Source organism: Streptococcus halichoeri, assembly GCF_009870755.1.
GTDB classification, from domain to species: domain Bacteria; phylum Bacillota; class Bacilli; order Lactobacillales; family Streptococcaceae; genus Streptococcus; species Streptococcus halichoeri.
Map to the genome: position 1 here is coordinate 87,776 of NZ_WLZU01000002.1, position 19,564 is coordinate 107,339.

General features: G+C 44.3%; 15 protein-coding genes and 1 pseudogene. 4 read left to right on the top strand and 12 right to left on the bottom strand.

All coding sequences use genetic code 11. The annotated features are described in order from the left end of the window. Positions 1–214: 214 nt before the first annotated feature. A complete protein-coding gene (gene pbp1b, locus GWD08_RS01190) occupies positions 215–2,509 on the bottom strand; it encodes a penicillin-binding protein PBP1B (RefSeq protein WP_159547905.1) in 2,295 nt (764 codons plus the stop codon). Positions 2,510–2,610: 101 nt separating this feature from the next. Here pbp1b and tyrS point away from each other — a divergent pair, with 101 nt between their 5' ends. Continuing rightward, positions 2,611–3,867 (top strand): tyrosine--tRNA ligase, encoded by a 1,257-nt coding sequence (gene tyrS, locus GWD08_RS01195; protein ID WP_159547903.1) that lies wholly within the window; start codon positions 2,611–2,613, stop codon positions 3,865–3,867. A 48-nt stretch (positions 3,868–3,915) separates the two neighbouring features. Here tyrS and GWD08_RS01200 read toward each other — a convergent pair. Continuing rightward, positions 3,916–4,306: pseudogene (locus tag GWD08_RS01200) on the bottom strand (DDE-type integrase/transposase/recombinase); the annotation flags it as partial. Positions 4,307–4,655: 349 nt separating this feature from the next. Here GWD08_RS01200 and relB point away from each other — a divergent pair. Together relB and GWD08_RS08645 are read left to right on the top strand one after the other, a co-directional pair. Continuing rightward, a complete protein-coding gene (gene relB / locus GWD08_RS01205; protein ID WP_159547901.1) occupies positions 4,656–4,943 on the top strand; it encodes a type II toxin-antitoxin system RelB/ParD family antitoxin in 288 nt (95 codons plus the stop codon). Beyond that, positions 4,933–5,271 carry a type II toxin-antitoxin system mRNA interferase toxin, RelE/StbE family gene (locus tag GWD08_RS08645; protein WP_167547757.1) on the top strand — a complete coding sequence of 113 codons (339 nt, stop codon included), beginning with the start codon at positions 4,933–4,935 and terminating at the stop codon, positions 5,269–5,271. The genes relB and GWD08_RS08645 overlap by 11 nt, the downstream gene beginning before the upstream one ends. Positions 5,272–5,576: 305 nt before the next feature. On the opposite strand, the gene GWD08_RS01215 is transcribed toward GWD08_RS08645, so the two are convergent. From GWD08_RS01215 to ispE, 6 genes are all read right to left on the bottom strand, one after another. Then, positions 5,577–6,215, bottom strand: a complete 639-nt coding sequence (locus GWD08_RS01215; RefSeq protein ID WP_159547899.1) for a hypothetical protein — start codon at positions 6,213–6,215, stop codon at positions 5,577–5,579. Positions 6,216–6,593: 378 nt separating this feature from the next. Continuing rightward, positions 6,594–7,877, bottom strand: coding sequence for an MFS transporter (locus GWD08_RS01220; RefSeq protein WP_159547897.1), 1,284 nt, complete (start codon positions 7,875–7,877; stop codon positions 6,594–6,596). Positions 7,878–8,516: 639 nt separating this feature from the next. Further along, positions 8,517–9,332 carry a metal ABC transporter permease gene (locus GWD08_RS01225; RefSeq protein WP_159547895.1) on the bottom strand — a complete coding sequence of 272 codons (816 nt, stop codon included), beginning with the start codon at positions 9,330–9,332 and terminating at the stop codon, positions 8,517–8,519. Next, entirely contained in the window at positions 9,333–10,034 is a 702-nt protein-coding gene (locus tag GWD08_RS01230) for a metal ABC transporter ATP-binding protein (protein ID WP_159547893.1), read from the bottom strand. A gap of 4 nt (positions 10,035–10,038) precedes the next feature. After that, positions 10,039–10,482: a zinc-dependent MarR family transcriptional regulator gene (locus GWD08_RS01235; RefSeq protein ID WP_159547891.1), complete on the bottom strand. Its 444-nt coding sequence runs from the start codon at positions 10,480–10,482 to the stop codon at positions 10,039–10,041. Positions 10,483–10,818: 336 nt separating this feature from the next. After that, a complete protein-coding gene (ispE, locus tag GWD08_RS01240; RefSeq protein WP_159547889.1) occupies positions 10,819–11,673 on the bottom strand; it encodes a 4-(cytidine 5'-diphospho)-2-C-methyl-D-erythritol kinase in 855 nt (284 codons plus the stop codon). 171 nt (positions 11,674–11,844) lie between these two features. On the opposite strand from ispE, the gene GWD08_RS01245 reads away from it, so the two are divergent. Further along, entirely contained in the window at positions 11,845–12,837 is a 993-nt protein-coding gene (locus GWD08_RS01245; protein WP_159547887.1) for a polyprenyl synthetase family protein, read from the top strand. A gap of 749 nt (positions 12,838–13,586) precedes the next feature. Here GWD08_RS01245 and cydC read toward each other — a convergent pair. From cydC to GWD08_RS01265, 4 genes are read right to left on the bottom strand one after another with little or no spacing between them, the layout of a single operon-like run. Next, positions 13,587–15,335: a thiol reductant ABC exporter subunit CydC gene (cydC, locus tag GWD08_RS01250; RefSeq protein WP_159547885.1), complete on the bottom strand. Its 1,749-nt coding sequence runs from the start codon at positions 15,333–15,335 to the stop codon at positions 13,587–13,589. Continuing rightward, positions 15,328–17,046 (bottom strand): thiol reductant ABC exporter subunit CydD, encoded by a 1,719-nt coding sequence (gene cydD / locus GWD08_RS01255; protein ID WP_159547883.1) that lies wholly within the window; start codon positions 17,044–17,046, stop codon positions 15,328–15,330. The genes cydC and cydD overlap by 8 nt, the downstream gene beginning before the upstream one ends. Continuing rightward, complete coding sequence (gene cydB, locus GWD08_RS01260; RefSeq protein WP_159547881.1) at positions 17,036–18,064, bottom strand: cytochrome d ubiquinol oxidase subunit II; 1,029 nt, start codon at positions 18,062–18,064, stop codon at positions 17,036–17,038. Before cydB ends, cydD begins: the two co-directional genes overlap by 11 nt. Position 18,065: 1 nt before the next feature. Next, positions 18,066–19,493, bottom strand: coding sequence for a cytochrome ubiquinol oxidase subunit I (locus GWD08_RS01265; RefSeq protein WP_159544672.1), 1,428 nt, complete (start codon positions 19,491–19,493; stop codon positions 18,066–18,068). Positions 19,494–19,564 lie beyond the last annotated feature (71 nt).

Below are 19,564 nucleotides of genomic sequence, written 5' to 3' on the forward strand. Positions count from 1 at the left end.
TCATCATTTGCCGCATGTGTAAATTTTTAGAATCTTTAAATTTAGGTAACAATTCCCTATTTAAGGCAAAAATAAACACAAAAAGAGCAGCTAAATCTGACTGTTTCAGTATGATTTAACTGCTGTTCTTCCTAGTTGGACAATAGATCAACTAGATTGGACGACAAATAGTTGATACTATTATACCTTATTTACTTATATAAGTCAAGCACTATCATCTCACACTAAAGCTTGACCAAGCTTTTTGATAATCACTGTCGGTACCACCGATGGCAAATTTGTAAGTCATCGCTCCTGGGCCATTTTTGGCCCACAGACTGGTCGTTGTCGGCCCACCGATTGTAATCTTGCGGCCATTAACTGTGACCGGCCCCGGCCGTAGGCCCGTGCTTCTTAGGACATTAGCCTTAATCACACTCCTATCCAAGGCAAATCTCTGCGAAGCACCAAAAGCATTTGGATCCGCCTGGTGGATCGCATTGACAAGATGCGCCATGAAGTTTGATTCATTGTTGTAGCCCGTCCATTGTTCCATTGAGGCATTATTATCATGACCAGCCCAACCGCCCAGTGTCACCTTCGGCGTAGCTAGCATGAGCCAAACATCAGAATAGTTCTCTGTGGTTCCGGTCTTACCGATCCAATCCGCCTTAGCAAGGCCCGGATTGATCCCTGACAAGCGTCGTTTGAAGGTGGTTGTTGAGCCTGAGTCGATGGGGCCTCGTAAGAGCTGTTGCATAATCGTTGCTGTCGCAGCAGAGAAAATCCGCTGCTCCTTATCCTCATGCTGGTAAACCACCGTCCCGTCCGTCTTAGTAATACGGTCGACCACAAACTGCTTCTTGTAAACACCGTTATTAGCCAGCATCTGATAGGCATTGGTCTGCTGAGCGACGGAGACATCCACACCTGCTCCTAGAGGTAAACTTTCAATCGAATAATCGGGAATGCGGTAGCCCATTTCACTCATATAGCCTTCCACATCAACGCCTTTGCTGCGCAAGAGCTTTTGCGTCCAGTAAGCAGGAATATTCCATGACGTATTTAGGGCCTCTTGCAAGGGCATCATGGCCGTTCCTTCACTGTCAACGTGCATGATCTTTTGCCCACTAGAGTAGGTCGTTGGGTAGTTGGACAATATGCTAGCGCTGCCCATTAAGCCTTGGTCAATAGCTGGGCCATAAGCAATAATCGGCTTGATACTAGAACCCGGTGAGCGTTCGGTATTAAAGGCATGATTGTTTTGGTTAGCACTGTAATTACGCCCTCCGATAAAGCCAAGTACAGCACCGGTCTTATTATCCATCAGGACATTACCCAGCTCTGGCGCACCGCTTGCGTCATTGAGTAAGCCGGCGTATTGGGTAACCGCTCTTTGCATAGCGGTATAAATCGGCTTATTAATGGTAGTCTTGACGGTATAGCCGCCTTGGCGCAGCTCTTGGTTGGCCCGTTCTTGATAAGCGACCTTGGTCTCATCGTTTTTTAGATCTTTTGCTGAGACATGGTCACGCCGCACCAGGTAATCATACATGGCTTTTTTAGCTTCCAAAAGTACGGTGTAGTAGAGATAATCATGCTCATTAAGCGTCTGCGCTTCTGATTTTCTAAAATCCTTTTCAATCGGATAGTCTTTGTAAGCTTGATAGTCTTTTTTGCTTAGTTTACCGGTCCGGTACATGTTATAGAGCACATTTTTTTGCCGCTTTAAGCCAAAGGCCATGTCCTCTTTGGATTTTAACTGACCCGTCGCCAGATAGGGCGAATAGGTGATTGGGCTTTGGGGCAAACCGGCCAAGAAAGCAGCCTGGGGCACGGTTAAGTCTTTAGCAGAAACATTAAAAATCCCTCTGGCAGCTTCTTCAATGCCGGCAATATTTTGTCCCTTATTATTGCGCCCAAAAGGCGACACATTTAAGTAGATGGATAAAATAGCATCCTTAGAAATATAGCGCTCTAAGGCCAAGGCATAGATAATTTCTTTTGATTTTCGTTTGAAGGTGGGGGCATCTCCCAATACTTGTTGCTTGACGAGCTGTTGAGTCACGGTAGAGCCGCCACTTGATTCACCCAAGCCCAGCAAAGAACCCAAGGTTGCCCGAAAAACGGCCTTAGGAACAACACCCTGATGCTCAGCAAAGTGCTCATCTTCGGTTGACACAATAGCATTTTTGACATTAGCTGAAATGGCCTCACTAGCCACAGGCGTTCGCAAAAGGTCGGTATCAATGGTTGCGATTTGACTGTTATCAGAATAGGTCATGTTTGAGATTTGGGAAATGGTTTGCACCTGTTTCACAAGCGTTTCTTTAGCAGGGACCTTAACACCATCAACTTGGCTTGCCAAATAACCCAAGGCTAAGCCCAGTCCAAGCATGCCAAATAAAAAGAGGATGACATATAAAAAATTAGATAAGACTTTGACAATTCGTAACCCTACCGCCCCAAAATCACCATAATTCAGCGCGGGGTTTTTCTTTGATTTCACATTCTTTTTTTGTTGCAACATACACTACCTCAACATCCATTATACCAAACTTTAGGCAAGCTTGCATAGCGCGTGCGCTTTTTGCTATAATGATTAGAAACTATAGAAATTGGAGAAAGCCTATGAATATTTTTGAAGAACTCAAAGCGCGGGGCTTAGTCTTTCAAACAACAGACGAAGACGCCCTGGTCAAAGCATTAACAGAAGGGCAAGTATCCTATTATACTGGTTATGATCCAACAGCCGACAGCCTGCATCTCGGGCACTTGGTGGCTATCTTGACATCGCGACGCCTGCAACTAGCTGGGCACAAGCCTTACGCCTTGGTTGGTGGGGCAACCGGCCTGATCGGTGACCCCTCTTTTAAAGACGCAGAGCGCAGCCTGCAAACCAAGGAAACCGTGCTTGAGTGGTCCGACAAAATCAAAGGGCAGCTGGGGCAATTTTTAGATTTTGAGCACGGGCAAAATAAGGCCGAGCTGGTTAATAACTACGACTGGTTCTCTCAGCTTAGCTTTATTGATTTCCTACGTGATGTCGGAAAATATTTTACTGTTAACTACATGATGAGCAAGGACTCCGTCAAAAAAAGGATTGAAACCGGTATTTCCTACACTGAGTTTGCCTACCAAATCATGCAAGGCTATGACTTTTACGAATTGAACACTAAGTACAATGTCACCTTACAAATCGGCGGTTCCGACCAGTGGGGCAATATGACCGCTGGGACTGAGCTTTTGCGCCGCAAGGCCGACAAGGTCGGGCATGTCATGACCGTGCCGCTCATCACCGATGCCACTGGCAAGAAATTTGGCAAATCCGAAGGCAATGCTGTCTGGCTCGATGCCAGCAAAACCTCGCCTTATGAGATGTACCAATTTTGGTTAAACGTCATGGATGATGATGCCATCCGTTTCTTAAAGATCTTTACCTTCTTATCGCTTGATGAGATTGCTGAGATTGACCGGCAATTCCAGGCAGCGCGGCACGAGCGCTTAGCACAAAAAACCTTAGCGCGTGAGGTCGTCACACTCGTGCATGGTGAAGCAGCCTACAAACAAGCCCTTAAGATTACTGAGCAGCTCTTTGCCGGCCAGATCAAAGAGCTATCGGCCAAGGAACTCAAGCAAGGCTTGAGCAATGTGCCAAACTACCAGGTCCAAGACCAAGACAGCCGAAATCTTGTTGATTTACTAGTCGCAGCTAAGATCTCATCGTCTAAGCGCCAAGCACGGGAGGATATAACCACCGGCGCCATCTACCTCAATGGCGAGCGCATCCAAGACTTAGCCTACCAGCTGACAGATGCTGATAAGATCGATGATCAGCTCACCGTCATCCGGCGGGGTAAGAAAAAATACGCAGTGCTGACCTACTAGAGGCCACTCGTGCTAAGCCAAAATCATAACCACTCGTCTAACGGGTGGTTATGATTTTACTTTGATACGTTTATTGTTGTCATAATCAATGTCATTTGTAATAGCTTGTTCTAAATCCCCTAAAGATTTATAGTCCCTCTCATAACCATAGAACATTTCTGATTTCAATATGCCAAAGAAGGATTCCATCATTCCATTGTCAGGACTGTTTCCCTTACGTGACATAGATGGACGAATACCTTGAGAGTTTAGAAAGCGATGCTAGTAATTGTGTTGATACTGCCAGCCTCTGATCGCTATGTAATAGAGTTCCATCATAATGTTCTTCTGGAAATGTCTTTTCAAGCATACTTTTAACTTGTTTCAAATCAGGAGAACGTGAAATAGTATAGTTTATAATCTCGCTATTATAACCATCAAGAACAGGTGACAAACTTAAAATACAACAATAGGGAGTTAACTGAATGAGAATATGAACAACCAGCCCATAAACATATCCAGCGAGAAAATAGCCATCACAATATTGTTGTTAGACAAGAAAGTCTTGATGGTGTTTATCAAAAAGAATTTGGTCAAGCTCTTGAGGAATATAATGCTAAGCAAAAAAGAGCGGATCGAAAAATTAAAGATTATAAGAGTCATGTTTATCACAGTAAGACTCTTGATTTACAAAGGGAGTTCATTGAAAAGGCAACACTAACGACCTAGGTTACTTGCTGACAAGAGGAAATTGGAATAAAGTAAGCAGATATAATATAATGATAAAAATAATGAAAGGAGACATTATTATGGTTGCTTTAAATCCAATAAAAATGGTTAACTTCCCTGCAGATAGAACTTTAGCGGATCAAGCGAAAGAAATTTTAGAAAAACAAAATAAAACTCAAACAGAAGTCTTTAATCTGTTTTTGAAGAATATTGTTATCACTGGAAAAATTGGATTATTAACAGAGGAGGAACTGGAGAAAGAGCAATTATTTAAAGAATTGCAATCAGAAGTAAGAGCGAGTATATCCGAAATGGAAGCAGGAAACTATTATACAGAAAATCAATTGAGAGAATATCTTGGAATCTAAAATTTACGATATAAGATATTCTCCCATAGTTGCTCGTACATTGATGGAAATAAAAAATGATATTTTAGAAATGTCAAAATCAGAAAGTATAGCAAATAAGAATACCGATAAAACAGTTAAAGGGATAGAGGTTTTGAAACTTTTTCCTGAAGCAGGTTTCAATGCTGATGAAAAATTTGGAAAGAAAATAGATCCTCACAAAACTATTCGGGGCATCACTCTAAAAAAGGATTATATAGCACTATATGATATTGATGATGAAAATCCCATTGTTAATGTGCGCTATTTGTTGGCAACAAAGAGTGATTATATGAAATTATTTAAATAAAAGTTCTACACTAGATTTTAGGGTAAAAAATAGGTCGCCCTTTCTAACAGGCGGCTAAGTGTCTAAAATGTGTACGCTTGGTCTTGACTGACCTTCTACTCGCTTTACAATTGGCTTGAACACCTTTATTGTATCGCGTTTGGAAAAAATTTTTTGTATAACATCCGATGCGCACCTGCATAGCGGGTGCTTTATTGTTTCGCACCTACGGAGCGAAACGGACTAAAGTCACTAACCAAAAGCCCTCGTGCGATCGCACGAAGGCTTTTTAGCTTTACTGGCTGCGTGACAAAGAGCAAGACCTATTAGAACAATCCCTTGAAGTTCCACCACTGGTCACGAATGCTGTCACCCAGACGTTGGTACCAGGTTTTGGAGTTGTCGTAATTGATATATTCGAGGTACATATCTTCCATTTTCTCATCTTCAGCCCTTTGCTTGGCTTCAGTTATAGTTTCTGAATCCCAAAGGTAGACACTGCCCGCATAAAAGCCACCACCTTGAAAGGTGATTGCAAGTGTATCTCCTTTTTTCGTAGGAGATCCTAATGTAATAGTTACTGGTATTGATGCTGGTCCCTGATTATCATTATAGATAGAACTTAATCCTAGGTTTTCACCTTGGTTGCCAGATACATTTACTTTGGGACTCGTATTTGGTTGTCCCTTCACTCCATACTCTGAAGTTGGTGCTGACGTTTCTTGATAGTCCGTAAGCGGTTTATTATTTACTTTTGTTGGTCTACCCCCAAACCACATAGACCACCCCTTGGGTAGCGCAACTGTTATATTATTGTCATTATCAATACTAACATGGATAGGTTGATTGTTATCATCGTAAACTTTTTGTTGATCTGGAGCTAAGCCCCATTTTCGTCCTTCCGCGTTTACCGCCACCGCGCAGAAGGCTAAGCACATGGCCACCACCATAAGCAGCTTTTTCATCTTTCTCTCCTTAAGCTTTAGTTTTACGTGTTTGCTAAAAAGCAACAGTACCCATCCTAACAGGTCTTACTCTGTTCGCCTAAGTCTTTTTTTGTGGTTTTTGACAATATCTGAGCCGGTTGTTTTCGCCGTTAGGAAAGGGCTTACTTGACTGGACTTTCCTGGCTGCTTAGGCTGCATAGGGGCGACCTTGTCGTCACAGCAGAAGCGGCGCAAACTCCGCCTGCCTTTCACGACTCACTGCAGGGCTCTGCAATTTTTTAAAGCGAATAAAAATGGCTAAAAGGGCTACGATCACACAGACCGCAAGCCCTTTCTAGTCGTTTGTTAAGTTTGACACCGCAGGGAACAAAAACCATTATCTGGCCATTTGCTAGGCTAGCGATGCTTCGGGTTCTTTTTGGCATTTGAAAAAACCGGCAAGCCAAAAATATAGCGGTAACGCTGGCCTGCTAGCAGCATGAGGCCAGCTGAAGCAAAGCCACACAAGGCCACAAAGAGCATAATGTCAGCGGCGCGATTGTGGGCCACAAGCTTAGCAGCAAGGACCGGGACAATGTAAGCTCCTAGAGACATGATCAGATAGTAGAAACTGGTATTGCGGCCCTTATGTTTATCAAAAAACTGATTGAGGACGGCATTGCCCATCTGAAGTAAGCCACCCGCCGCAAAAAAACCAATCACAATGCCCGCAAGAATCAAGGTTTGAGCAGTCGGTACAAAATACACGAGGAGACCAGCAAGCCCGGCAAAAATCGGGCTAATCATCAAAAGCGCAATGTCGCGAATGCCACGAGCCATCAAGATGGCAAAGACAAGGGTTGCTACCAAGCCACCCAACTGGTAATAAGAGGTGACCGCAGAAGCACCCGTCTCAGACATGTGGATGACATTTTGGGCATAGAGTTTTGAAGCCTGCTGGAACAAATAAAACGTTGAATAAATCATTAAGGCAAAGGCAGAAAGAATCCCCCCATCAATGGCAAAGTTGGGCGTATGCTTTCTAGGCATAGCTGCCTCTGTTACTGCTGTGCTTTGTTTTTCTTCTAATAGTTTTATCGCCTGACGCGGGGAGACCCGTTTTTCCTTGCGCAGATCATTGTCAGGAAAACGGGAGAAGACCACCCCAAGCAGTACTAGGGCACTGAGCACAAAAGGCACAAAAATGCTGAGTTCTGGCGCCAAATGATGGCTCATCACATAGGCCACAAATAAGGGATAAAGCATCGAAGCGATGGAGATGAAGGTCTTGCTCATAATGGATGCCGTTGCTTTATTGTTCGGATACATTTCAAATAGCGCAGGGTTAACGGCCCCATCATAAAAGGACGTCATCGCACCACCAATAAAGGCCAAGCCATTTGCAAGCCAGATATTGCTTGCGACCAAAAGCATGCCAAACATGATAACATAGCCCAGCAAACCAAGCACAATCACGGGCTTGCGGCCAATCTTATCTGAGAGGGAACCAGAGAAGGTCAAAAAAGCGATTTTGCCAAGTCCGGTCCAAGCGATCACACCAAAAACAGCTGCCGCTTCAACACCCCACTTCTGCGCAAAGAAAGCAGCGTTTTGCGAAATGAGGATGGCTTGGATACCATGACAAAAATAAGTCAACCATAACAAGATGGCCGTTAGATTATAACGATTATTCTGAAACATCTTTTTTTAAAACTCCTATTTAATTTTTGAACTCTTCATTAGTCAGACTGACTCCTACTTTAACATGGTTAACACCTTTAGAAAAAGCTAGGGAGCAGCCATCGACTAAAAGCACGAAGGCGTAAGGCAGATCAATCTGGTCCAGGCATTTGCCCAGCGCAGCTCCTAAGGCTAGCTTCCCTAGTAAAGCAAGATGTGTTACAAAAGCAAAAAAGGGGGCCTACTCCTACTAGCAGCATTTTTTGCTGCGGCTGAGCTCTTGACAAATGTATATCTTCTTTTGATCTGATCATTTTTACCTGCCTTTTTATTATAGCGCATTTTTTGTGGTCAGTGACAGGCTTGTTAGTGATTTAACAAAAAATCCGTGAACTACTTCTTGAGGCGAGAGCAAACACCTTATGGGGTTTAGCCAGCCGTCCAGCGGCTAAAGTAGGCGACAAAACAGCAAACAACCCGACTCTTACTGGGCAAGAATCAGGTTATTATACTGTTGAAAAAACGTGAGAAGGGTGAGGTTAGAAAGCCTCATCCACAAGTGAGCGATTGCGCATTTAGTCGACGGGTGAGAGGGATTAGATAGATAAGTGCTTAGCCTTAGTGCTTATCTCCCTACTCAGTCAAGACTGACACAATGGCCTAGCTGAATGTCTTGCGCAGCGCTCCAACCAGGCTGACCACCAAGAAAATACTGATAAAAATCATGGTAATCGTAGCACTGGCTGGTGTTTCCCAAAAGTAAGAGAGGAAAATGCCAGACAGCATGCCAACAAAACCAATCATAATGCCAAGAGCAATCACGGTCTTAAAGTTTTTGCCTAAGCGCATAGCAATACTGGCTGGCAAGACCATGATCGTTGATACCAAAAGAGCACCCGCAGCCGGAATGGTTAAGGCAATCGCAATCCCGGTCACGATATTAAACAATACCGACATGAATCGCACCGGCAGGCCATCAACAAATGCCGTATCCTCATCAAAGGTCAAAATATACATCGGCCGGAAAAAGAGCAGCGTCAAGCTTAAAATAACAGCGGCAATCGTGTACAAGGCAATGACTTGCTGGTGGCTGATCGTCACAATCGAACCAAATAAATACTGGTCCAAGCTAATATTAGACGAACTCGCTGACTTACTCATAATAATCAAAGATAAAGCCAATCCCAGCGACATCAAAATAGCCGTCGAAATTTCCATATAATGCTTGTAAACCACGCTGAGATACTCCAGTAAAACAGCGGCTAAAACGACCACAAGCACCGTTGTCCAGGTTGGGTTAATCCCAATCACAACACCAAGCGCCACCCCTGCTAGGGAAACGTGACTGAGCGTATCACTCATTAGGCTCTGCCTGCGCAGAATCAAAAAAATCCCTAATATTGGTGCAAAAATACTGATAGCAATCACAGCCAAGATGGCACGTTGCATAAAATCATAAGAGAGAATTTCCAGCATCTAGCCAACCTCCTTTGTTTCAGTGTCATGCACATTGAAACAACGCCAAGGCAGGTTTTGATTGCGAACCAGGTGAATATTACGATCTGCATAATCCACAACCTCATCTGGATCGTGTGTAATCATCAACACCGCTTTGCCATGCTCATGGGCATTATGGTGCATGAGACGATAAAAGGTTTCGGTGGTATGACTGTCCATTCCTGTTGTCGGCTCATCTAGGATAAAGACATCCGGATCAGAAGCAAACATCCGGGCAATAACCACGCGCTGTTTTTGTCCACCAGATAGACTGCCTATGCGTTTTTGCCGATTATCCCACATGCCGACAGATTCTAAGCTAGCCTTGATATGCTCTTCGTCGTGCTTAGATAAGCGCCGAAACCAACCAGTTCTTGGGTAGCGACCAGACTTGACAAATTCATAAACCGTTGAAGGAAAGCCCGCATTAAAACTGGCTACTTGCTGGGGCAAATAGGCAATCCGTAATTTTTTGCCATCCTTATTGACAGCAGATAAGGTCACATGGCCTTGCTTGGGCTGCAAAATGCCCAGGGTTGCTTTGATCAAGGTGGTTTTGGCCGCGCCATTTTCACCCGTTAGGGTCACAAACTCGCCACTATCTAAATGGTAGTTAATCCCTTCAAGGACAGGCTCACTCTCGTATTGAAAGGAGAGGTTTTCAACAGTAATATATCTCAATAGTTTACCTTTCTAATGTATGAGCAAAGACATCCAAGAAGCGTTCAATAATATCTTTTTCCTGGTCTGAAAACTGCTCAACGAGGACTTGATAGACGTCTAGCGTCTGATCATGGTGATGGGTATGCTCATGGGCAATCGGCAAAGCCAGTTCTGTTAGTTCAAAGTAGGTCACACGGGCATCAACCGTATCTTTTGTTGCAGCTAGCATGCCCTGCTTCACCAAACTTTTAATCGCCTTGGTCACAGCAGCCTGGCTAACATTTAATTTGCGGGCCAAGTCTGTGTTGGTCAAGCGCTCTTGTGAGAGCAACATCAAAATATGCTCTTGCGTATTGGTCAACTTGACATCGCTTTGGCAGGCACCAAAAAGCAATTCATGCTGATTTTCAGCCTTTAATAAAATAGTATTTACGAGTTGATCAATCTTTTTCTCTAACGTCCCCATGGCAGTTTCCTCCCTTTGTTAACCAGTTAATTATAGCAAACTTTTCCCCGAGAAGCAATATAAAAAGGCGTCTTGAGGCCGTCATAGACATGACGAAAATGCATGTAACTATTTTGAACCACGCCTCACCAGTTAGACACAACATCTATTTTTTTGAAGGCCGTTCATTGCTAACGACATGCTTTTTTTATATATTTTTAATAAATTGGCAGGCACATCTAAATGGTCTTCCAATTAGCTTGATTATACCATAAATGATTCCAAAAAAGGTTCAAAGGCAACCTAAAAACTGCTGATTTCCCAGCAACTCTGGTCTGCCTCACGCGAGGTTTTGGCTCACAGCAGCGTGCGAACCTTATATACCTCTTGGCAAAAGCCTTTTAGGCTATTAACCACACGATTAGCTTGTTTTTCCGTGCGGCACAGGGCAAACACTGATGGACCACTCCCTGTCATCAAAGCAATATCTGCGCCAGATTTTGCCATGCGATCTTTCATTTTTTGGATGAAGGGCCGTTTAGCAATCGAAACATCTTCTAAAGAATTGCCCATGGCTGCCAGTAAACGGGGATAATCATTGCTCTTTAAAGCTTGAACTAGCGCAGCAATATTCACCCGTGAAATCTGATCACAATCAATATCTGGAAAAATCGTTCGTGTCGAAATACCAAAGTGTGGCTTTGCCAGCACCACCCAACAAGACAGCTCACAGGCTATCGGGGTTACAATCTCACCCTTACCGCTGACCTGAGCACAACCGCCTTTGAGACAATAAGGGACATCACTCCCTATTTGCATACCAATAGCAATCATCTCAGGCAAAGACATATTCAGTTTCCAGAGCTGGTTCAAAGCACGGATGGTTGCTGCGGCATCACTTGAGCCGCCACCCATACCCGCACAAACGGGGATTGATTTTTCAACAAAAATCGAGACCCCTTGGGTGATATGATACTTTTCTTTAATCAATTGAACGGCTTTGTAGACATCATTTTTGCGATCATTTGGCATCTTCAAACAGTCTGAATCTACCTCAATGACATTAGCCTCAAGCGGGGTAACCGTAACATAATCACATAAGTCAATACTGATCATGACCATATCCAAATCATGATAGCCGTCAGCGCGCTTGCCAAGCACATCAAGGCCAAGATTAAGCTTAGCAGGCGCTCTCTCAATTATTGAAACCATTTACTACTCTCTTTCTGCCTCCATATCATAGTAAAGACTATACACAATATCCCCTAAAATAGCAACTATCTATCACTCAGCTCCCACTCCTAAAAGGCAGAAAGATAATGGTGGTCATAAGCTCCTAAATGCGGTAAAATAATAAAGAATTAGCCAACAAGGAGAAAAAGCATGCCACAGTACTGGAAACACTTCCCAGATATTCAAAATCAACTCGATGACGTCTGTACGATGATTGCCACGCGCACAGCTATTCGTAATACCGATATCTCACAAGCGATTGTCCAGTTAAGCCAAGCCGGTGGCAAGTATCTGCGCCCAGCCTTCTTTTTCCTTTTTGCCTCCCTTGGTTCTTTACAGCGACCACAACAACAGTCCAAGCAAGAAGGCCTGATTAAGATTGCCACCTCACTAGAAATTCTCCACATGGCCACCTTGATCCATGATGACGTGATAGATGATTCGCCGCTGCGCCGCAATCAACCCACCATACAAACAACCTTTGGCAAGGATGTCGCCGTCTACACTGGTGATTTTTTATTCACCGTTTTCTTTGAGTTAATCTTAGAAACCATGGAAGGCAGCCCCTTTATGGCGATTAACGCCAAGGCCATGAAAAAAATCCTGGTCGGCGAACTCGATCAAATGGCCCTTTATTATAACCAAGCCCAAACCATCCAGGATTACCTGCGTGCCATCTCAGGCAAAACAGCCGCCTTGTTCAAACTCGCTTGCCAAGAGGGAGCCTATTTTGGCGGCAGTGACGCAAAAACCGTCCACTTAGCCGGACGCATTGGCTACGCAATTGGCATGACCTTCCAGATCCTCGACGACATCCTCGACTACACCGCTAGCCCCAAGGACTTCACCAAGCCCGTCCTTGAAGACGTGCGCAACGGCGTCTATAGCCTGCCCCTCTTACTAGCCCTTAGGGAAAAGGCAAGCCAGATACAGCCTTTATTAGACAAAAAGGCTGCTATTACTGACACAGAATTAAAACAATTAGCTAAGCTAGTCAAGCAGGCCAAAGGCATTGATCAGGCTCGCAGCCTGGCGAATCGGTTTACACAAAAAGCCCTAGCAGACATTGAACGCATCCCAGATAGCAAAAGACGCAAGGAATTACTAAGCCTCACCAAACACCTCCTTAGCCGCCAAGTCTAAAAGGACTGCTCGATCAAGCTATAGCCCAGAAGTTAGAGTGTAGCTCAAAGATTAGGGCTCTAAGGAATTGCAGCTCTAAGGAACCGGGGCCCCAACCTTAGAGCGAGGCACAGAAGAGCGGGGCCTGAGGGGCTAGACCAGCTTTGTGAAGTTTGCTTTCTGAGTGCTGGGACCTGAGGGGCTACTGCTCAAACTTGTAGAGTTTGGCTCTAGGGAGCCGGGGGCTCAAGCATTCGAATCTGGCCCAAAAACCACAAGCCAAACTTCTAGAATCTAGCCCCAAAAACCGCAAGCCCAAACTTCTAGAATCTAGCCCCAAAAAACCGCAAGCCCAAATTTCTAGAATCTGGCCCAAAAAAACCGCAAGCAAGCTTTACCTTGCAACTCCTCTAAGGAGCCGGGGCTCTGAAATTATCTAAAAAACACCCCAACCGTTAGACACCTGATGGGTCCTCAAAATCCAGGACACCTATCTCCAACTCTAACATAGGGTGTTTTTTTCTAAAGTCACACAGGCGACTACACCTATAAGGGCACTTGCTGGCTCCTAGCCAAAGCAGCAAGTGCAAGTAAAAAGGATTAAACGCTTGATTCTCCTTGCATTTAATCCTTTTCTGAACACATCGTGACCTGCCTTGTGAGTGGGTAGACTCACTGAAACTAATTAAAACAGGTTGTTTTATCATTTCGGCGGCAAGGGCTGCCCAAGCAGGCCTACTTTCACCTCACCTTGCTGACCTCGGACTTTTTTATAGCTGACCATCATCTACTGCCTTTAGCCGCCGGTAACGAGCGCTGATTTTGCTCAGTTCAGTCGGCGGACCGTCTAACTCCAATACACCATCTTCAAGGAATAGCACACGATCCACAGCTTCAATGCCTTTCAAATGATGGGTAATCCAAATCAGGGTTTTTCCTTCTAAAGTTTTTAAGAAGGTATCAATGAGGGCCATTTCCGTAATCGGGTCCAGCCCAACTGTTGGCTCATCTAGGAGGACGATTGGGGTGTCTTGCAATAAAATCCGCGCCAAGGCCAAACGATGGCGCTCACCGCCAGAAAAACGTAGACCAGCTTCATCGACCATGGTCGCAAGACCTGCCGGCAGCTGACTTACCATCTCTTTTAGGCCGACCTGTTCTAAGGCTCGCCACATGGCCTCTGGAGTTGCAGAGGGATTGCCGATGCGCAGGTTATTTTCAATTGTCGTGTGGAACAAATAAGGGGCCTGCTGGATGACGCCAATAACATCAGCAATACTTTCTGACAAGTCACTGACAGCAAGGCCTGACAGCGTAATCAAGCCCTGGTCAGGCTGCAAGTCGCCTCGCAAAAGGCTAGCTAAAGTACTCTTGCCCGAGCCGCTTTTTCCTAAAATGGCCAGTTTTTGCCCCTGCGGGATGGTCAGACTCAGATCTTTTAGCACCTCGCGACTATGCTTGTCATAGGCAAAGCTAACTGATGTGACCTCTAAATCATAAGGAGCTGCTGGTGCTAGCATAGATTGCTCAGCCGGATGAATGGCCGGCAAAGCGTTCAGACGATTAATCGAATCGGCATAGCTGCCCGTCTCTTGTGCCGCTGCCGACAAGCCTCCAAAAGCTTCCACCAAAGGGAAAACAGAAAGGACAAAAGCAGCTATCCAGTTTGCAGCACCGCCATAATGCCCTGTAAATTGATAGGCTGCCCAGATGAGGACCAAGATGGCTAAACAGCCAAAACTCATTTCCAGCAAGAGTTGCCGGCGATTGTTAAAACGCCGCATACTAGCCTGAACAGCTATGAGCTTAGCTTGTGATTGCTGATGCAAAGCCACGTAGTCATGCCCACGACCACTAAAAATCCAGTCAGATACTCCCAAGATATTATCGGTTAAATCCTGATAGAGGGCATTTTTGAGACTTTTTTCCCGTTCCTGGCGCGCGCCATTGACAATCACCGACCACAAGGGAAAAACAAAGACAATTATCCCTAGATAGAGCAGCATCAATAAAGCAAAGGGCAGCGAGAAAAAGCCTAAGCCGATCACCAAAAAGCAATAGAACAACCACGCAATGATAGTTGGAAAGACCGTACGCAAATAGAGGTTTTGAATGTGATTAATATCCTCAGATAACAAGCCCATAATATCACCTAACCGATACTGCCCCTTGATAAATACAGCATCTTGTTCAATGGTTTCATAAAGCCTGCGCCGCAATTGCGAAGTCATCTTCAAGACCCAGTTATGGCTGGTCAGACGCTCCAGATAGCGAAAAACCGGACGGCCAATCCCAAAAGCCCGAGTCAAGACAATCGGCACATAAACTAACAAGATATTACTTGGTAGCGCAGCTGATTTACTAATGAGAAAGCCTGAATTAAACATCAAGCCACTGGCACAAAAGAAAGTCAAAAACCCTAAAAACAACGCCAGCAGCAGCGAACGCCGGTATTTCTTAAAAAAAGGTTTAATCCAACTATCTCGCTGCAAGGCTGCTATGATTGGTAATTTATGCATTTTCCCCTCCCATGGCATGACGCAGACGGTACAAATGCCCCTTTTGCGCCATTAAGTCCTGATAGGTCCCAAGCTCAACCAGGTCACCGCCTTCTAAGACCATAATCAGATCCATTTGGTGCAACCAATGCAGCCGGTGTGTCGCAAAAAACACCAGCTTGTCTTGCATCAGGGGTACCATTTTCTCCTTTAGCTCCAATTCAGTCTCAATATCCAAGTGGGCTGTTGGCTCATCAAAAAGCAGGATCTTGCGCTTTGGATCCAAAAAAGCTCGCGCCAAGGCGATTCGCTGCGCTTGACCACCACTCAAAGAGCGGGCACCGTTACCGATAGGCGTATCTAAGCCCAGAGGTAACTCAGCCAATAGGTCATCCAAACCAACTAGCGAAATGGCCTGCAAAATCGCCGCATCACTGGCCTTTGGCGTGTAAAAAGCAATATTATCTCGCAAGGTCTGATCAAAAATATAAGGATTTTGCGGGATATAGGCCAGCTGTTGCCGCCAGGCTGCTTGATTAAAGTCAGATAGGGCCTGGCCGTTTACAAGGAGCGAGCCGGCCTTTGGCCTAAGAAAACCTGATAAGACATTAATCAATGTTGATTTACCAGAACCACTCATACCGATAATGCCTATTTTCTGATAGCCTTTAACTGTAAAAGCAGCCTCCTTTAGCATGAGCTTGCCGTCATAGTCAACCGCGATGTTAGCCACAGAGAACTGACTGTCTGGCCCCCATTCTCCCAAAGGCAGCTGTGGAGCTTTAGGGCTGTCTTGTTGCAGAATGCTTTGGATGGCCAAAAAGGCATTTTTCCCATCTAAGGTGGCATGGTAATCACTTGAAAAATCACGAACAGGTAAAAAGTAATCGGGCGCTAAGATTAGGACTGTTAAGGCAGGAAACAAAAGTATTTGTTGATTAATCAAGCGCAAGCCGAGCATGACAGCCACAATCGCAATTGACAACGTGGTAAAAAAGTCCAATGCAAAGGTTGATAAAATCGCGATTTTTAAAGTGCTCATCGTCGCCTTACGGAAACGCTCACTCGTTTGATAGATGCTTTTAGCATAATCTTTGCTTAAGCCAAAAAAACGTAACGTATCAATTCCGCGAAGCGCATCTAAAAAATGATTAGACAATAGCTGATAGGAAGCATACTGCTTATCGGCCTTGGCCTTAGCAGCATAGCCCAAGATAATCATAAACAGAATAATCAAAGGGAAAACCAGCAGCAAGACGAGACCCGATTGCCAATCCAAAAAAAAGATAAACACTAACAAGACAGCGGGAATAATCGTCATGTTGATCATCTTATTCAAAACCAGGTGCAAATAGTTCTCAACAAGACCAACGCCATCAAGTGCCATGGTGATAACATTGCCCGAGCCTTCTTTTTGCACGAGAGTTGGCCCCAATTCGAACAGCTTATCTAGGAGCTGCTGCCGAATGTGCTTGGCTTCTTGTGCCGCAAATTGGTCTAATCGCTGGTCCTTGATAAAATTAATCAGATGCCGCCCCAAATACACAGCCAAAAAACCAGCAATTTTTAGGGCTTGTTGATCTAAAGGCTGACCCTGCCATAAGCCTGTAATGGCGCCACTTAAAAAATAAGCTTGTCCAATAATAAAGATTGCTTGTAGGAAATCTAGTCCTGCAAGCAACCCCATTAACTGATGAATACCCGACAAGCGCATAACTGCTTTATCCAGCATGTTGCTCTCCTGTCACTACCACTGGTAAGTGAATTCTTTTTCTAAAAATGTAATATGCCCAAACGGTATAGGCTAATACAAAGGGCACTAAGGTAACAGCCACGATTGACATCACCTTAAGCGTGTAGGGTGTTGATGAGGCATCCTTGATCAACAGATCATATTTGGTACTGATAGAGCTGATCAGCACCCGAGGAAATAGACCCTGGAATAATAGTACAACTACTGCAACCAGTGTTAAGCCACTAGAAAGGAAGGCTGCCATCTCTTTTTTGGCAAAAACACTAGCATGCGCAAAAACAGATAAAGCGACAATCACTACTAACAAAGCCAAGGTCGCAAGTAAATGCTTACTAAAGAAATCCGTCTTCACAAACAAAAGAAGCGCAAAAGCAAGTAAACCTACATATAGCACCCAGTAGAGTAAGCGGGCATAATTAGCTGCGCGATCACGAACTGGCCCAGTAGTCTTTAAGGCAATATAGTTCAACCCATGCAAATAGGTCAGCAAAAGCATAGCTACGCCACCAACAAGGGAAAAGAGATTAAAATAATCTCCAAAAGCTGCCGCCATATTGCCTTTAGCATCAATTGGCATACCTTGAATCATGCTAATAAACATCAAGCCAAAAAAGAAGGGGACCAAGGCAGAACCAAGGCTAAGCGTCCAGTTCCAAATCTGTTTCTTTTCAGGTGCGACATTGTGACGAAACTCAAAAGACACGCCGCGAATAATCAGGCCAAAGAGAATCGTAAACAAAATCAGGTAATAACCACTAAAGAGCGAAGCATACCAGTAAGGAAAAGAAGCAAACATCGCGCCACCAGCTGTTAACAACCAAACTTCATTCCCGTCCCAGACCGGCCCGATAGTTGAGACAATCTGATCTTTTTCAGCTTCATTATGAGCTAGCGTCTGAACAGCCATCCCCACACCAAAATCAAAACCTTCTAGAAAGAAGAAGCCAGAAAACAGCAAACCGATTAAAAAGAACCAAAAGAATTGTAAACCTGTCATCTTAGTAAGCCCCCTTTTCAAATGGATCAATACCTGCTTGGCCCAAACCAGTCAACGGTTCATCACCATATTCAGGACCCTTATTTAACTGACGAATGGTCAAGGCAACCATCATTGCGCCAAGGCCTGTAAAAAGCAAGAAATAAACGGTATTTGAAACTAATAAAGAAGCAACCGATACATTTGGTGAGACGCTGTCTTTAATTTTAAATAAGCCATAAACTGTCCAAGGGTAGCGCCCTTGTTCCGTAATAATCCAGCCAAAGGTGTTAGCAAGAAAGGGTGCAAAAGTGGTTAAGGCAACAATTCCTAACAGCCATTTATGCTGATAAAGAATTGGTTTTTTCTTACGTGTCAAAATGAGGCCTAAGGCAGAGACACCTAACATTAAAGTACCAAAAGCGGCCATTGCCCTGAAACTGTAAAAGAGCAGGTTAACCATTGGAAAATAATTATCTTGGCCATACTTTGCCACTAATTCTTTATTAGCCGTATTCATGCCCTTAACAGAACCAGAAGGTTTACCATAAGAAAGGATACTGAGCATATAAGGTATCTTGACACCAAAGACTTGTTTTTTGTCAGCTTCATTGGCCCAGGCAACTACTGTCCAGGCAGCAGGATCACCTGAGTCTTCATAGTCGCCTTCCATCGCAGCAAATTTCATAGGCTGTTCATGCAGCAAAGCTTTCATCTGTAAATCCCCTGCGCCAAGCACAGCAATCGAACCAAACAAAGCAATCACTAGACCAAGTCGCAGTGATTTCTTGTAAATGGCCTGGGTGCTGGCCGCCAGACTGTCTTTTTTAAGCAGCTTAAAAGCAGCCATCCCAGCAACCACAATCCCACCCATGGTGATTGCACCTGTGATCACATGGGAAAATTCATAAAAGAATTGGGGATTCGTGATTAGGGCAAAAAAGTCAGTCATTTGGGCACGGCCATTTTTAATTTCATAACCCACAGGGTTTTGCATGAAACTGTTAGCTATCAAAATCCACATAGCCGACATCAAAGAGCCAAAAACCACTAACCAGATAAAAGCGGCATGTAATTTCTTACCAATCTTTTTATTATCCCAGGTAAACATCCACAAACCTAGGAAAGTTGATTCCATAAAGAAAGCTAGGAGGGCCTCAACCGCCAAAGGTGCCCCAAAAATATCTCCTACAAAGCGCGAATAATCAGACCAATTCATTCCAAATTGGAATTCTTGAATGATTCCTGTCACTACCCCAACAGCAAAGCTTAGGAGCATGATGTTGCCCCAAAACTTCGTCATTTTTTTGTACTCTTCTTTTTTTGTGACCACATAACACGTTTCCATAATAGCCACTACCAAGGCTGTTCCAATTGAGAATGGGACAAAGAAGAAGTGGAAAATGGTGGTCATTGCAAATTGGAAGCGTGCCAAAGCTTCAATAGTCATAATAATCCCCCAATTTTTACAAACAAGAACATAAAGTTACCAGCCTCACAACAGGTGGCTTTAGGCATTAG

What these genes read in the sequence shown, in the direction of transcription:
- pbp1b (WP_159547905.1), bottom strand. Translation starts at nt 2,509, where the DNA reads ATGTTGCAACAAAAAAAGAATGTGAAATCAAAGAAAAACCCCGCGCTG.
- tyrS (WP_159547903.1), top strand. Translation starts at nt 2,611, where the DNA reads ATGAATATTTTTGAAGAACTCAAAGCGCGGGGCTTAGTCTTTCAAACA.
- relB (WP_159547901.1), top strand. Translation starts at nt 4,656, where the DNA reads ATGGTTGCTTTAAATCCAATAAAAATGGTTAACTTCCCTGCAGATAGA.
- GWD08_RS01215 (WP_159547899.1), bottom strand. Translation starts at nt 6,215, where the DNA reads ATGAAAAAGCTGCTTATGGTGGTGGCCATGTGCTTAGCCTTCTGCGCG.
- GWD08_RS01220 (WP_159547897.1), bottom strand. Translation starts at nt 7,877, where the DNA reads ATGTTTCAGAATAATCGTTATAATCTAACGGCCATCTTGTTATGGTTG.
- GWD08_RS01225 (WP_159547895.1), bottom strand. Translation starts at nt 9,332, where the DNA reads ATGCTGGAAATTCTCTCTTATGATTTTATGCAACGTGCCATCTTGGCT.
- GWD08_RS01235 (WP_159547891.1), bottom strand. Translation starts at nt 10,482, where the DNA reads ATGGGGACGTTAGAGAAAAAGATTGATCAACTCGTAAATACTATTTTA.
- ispE (WP_159547889.1), bottom strand. Translation starts at nt 11,673, where the DNA reads ATGGTTTCAATAATTGAGAGAGCGCCTGCTAAGCTTAATCTTGGCCTT.
- GWD08_RS01245 (WP_159547887.1), top strand. Translation starts at nt 11,845, where the DNA reads ATGCCACAGTACTGGAAACACTTCCCAGATATTCAAAATCAACTCGAT.
- cydC (WP_159547885.1), bottom strand. Translation starts at nt 15,335, where the DNA reads ATGCATAAATTACCAATCATAGCAGCCTTGCAGCGAGATAGTTGGATT.
- cydD (WP_159547883.1), bottom strand. Translation starts at nt 17,046, where the DNA reads ATGCTGGATAAAGCAGTTATGCGCTTGTCGGGTATTCATCAGTTAATG.
- cydB (WP_159547881.1), bottom strand. Translation starts at nt 18,064, where the DNA reads ATGACAGGTTTACAATTCTTTTGGTTCTTTTTAATCGGTTTGCTGTTT.
- GWD08_RS01265 (WP_159544672.1), bottom strand. Translation starts at nt 19,493, where the DNA reads ATGACTATTGAAGCTTTGGCACGCTTCCAATTTGCAATGACCACCATT.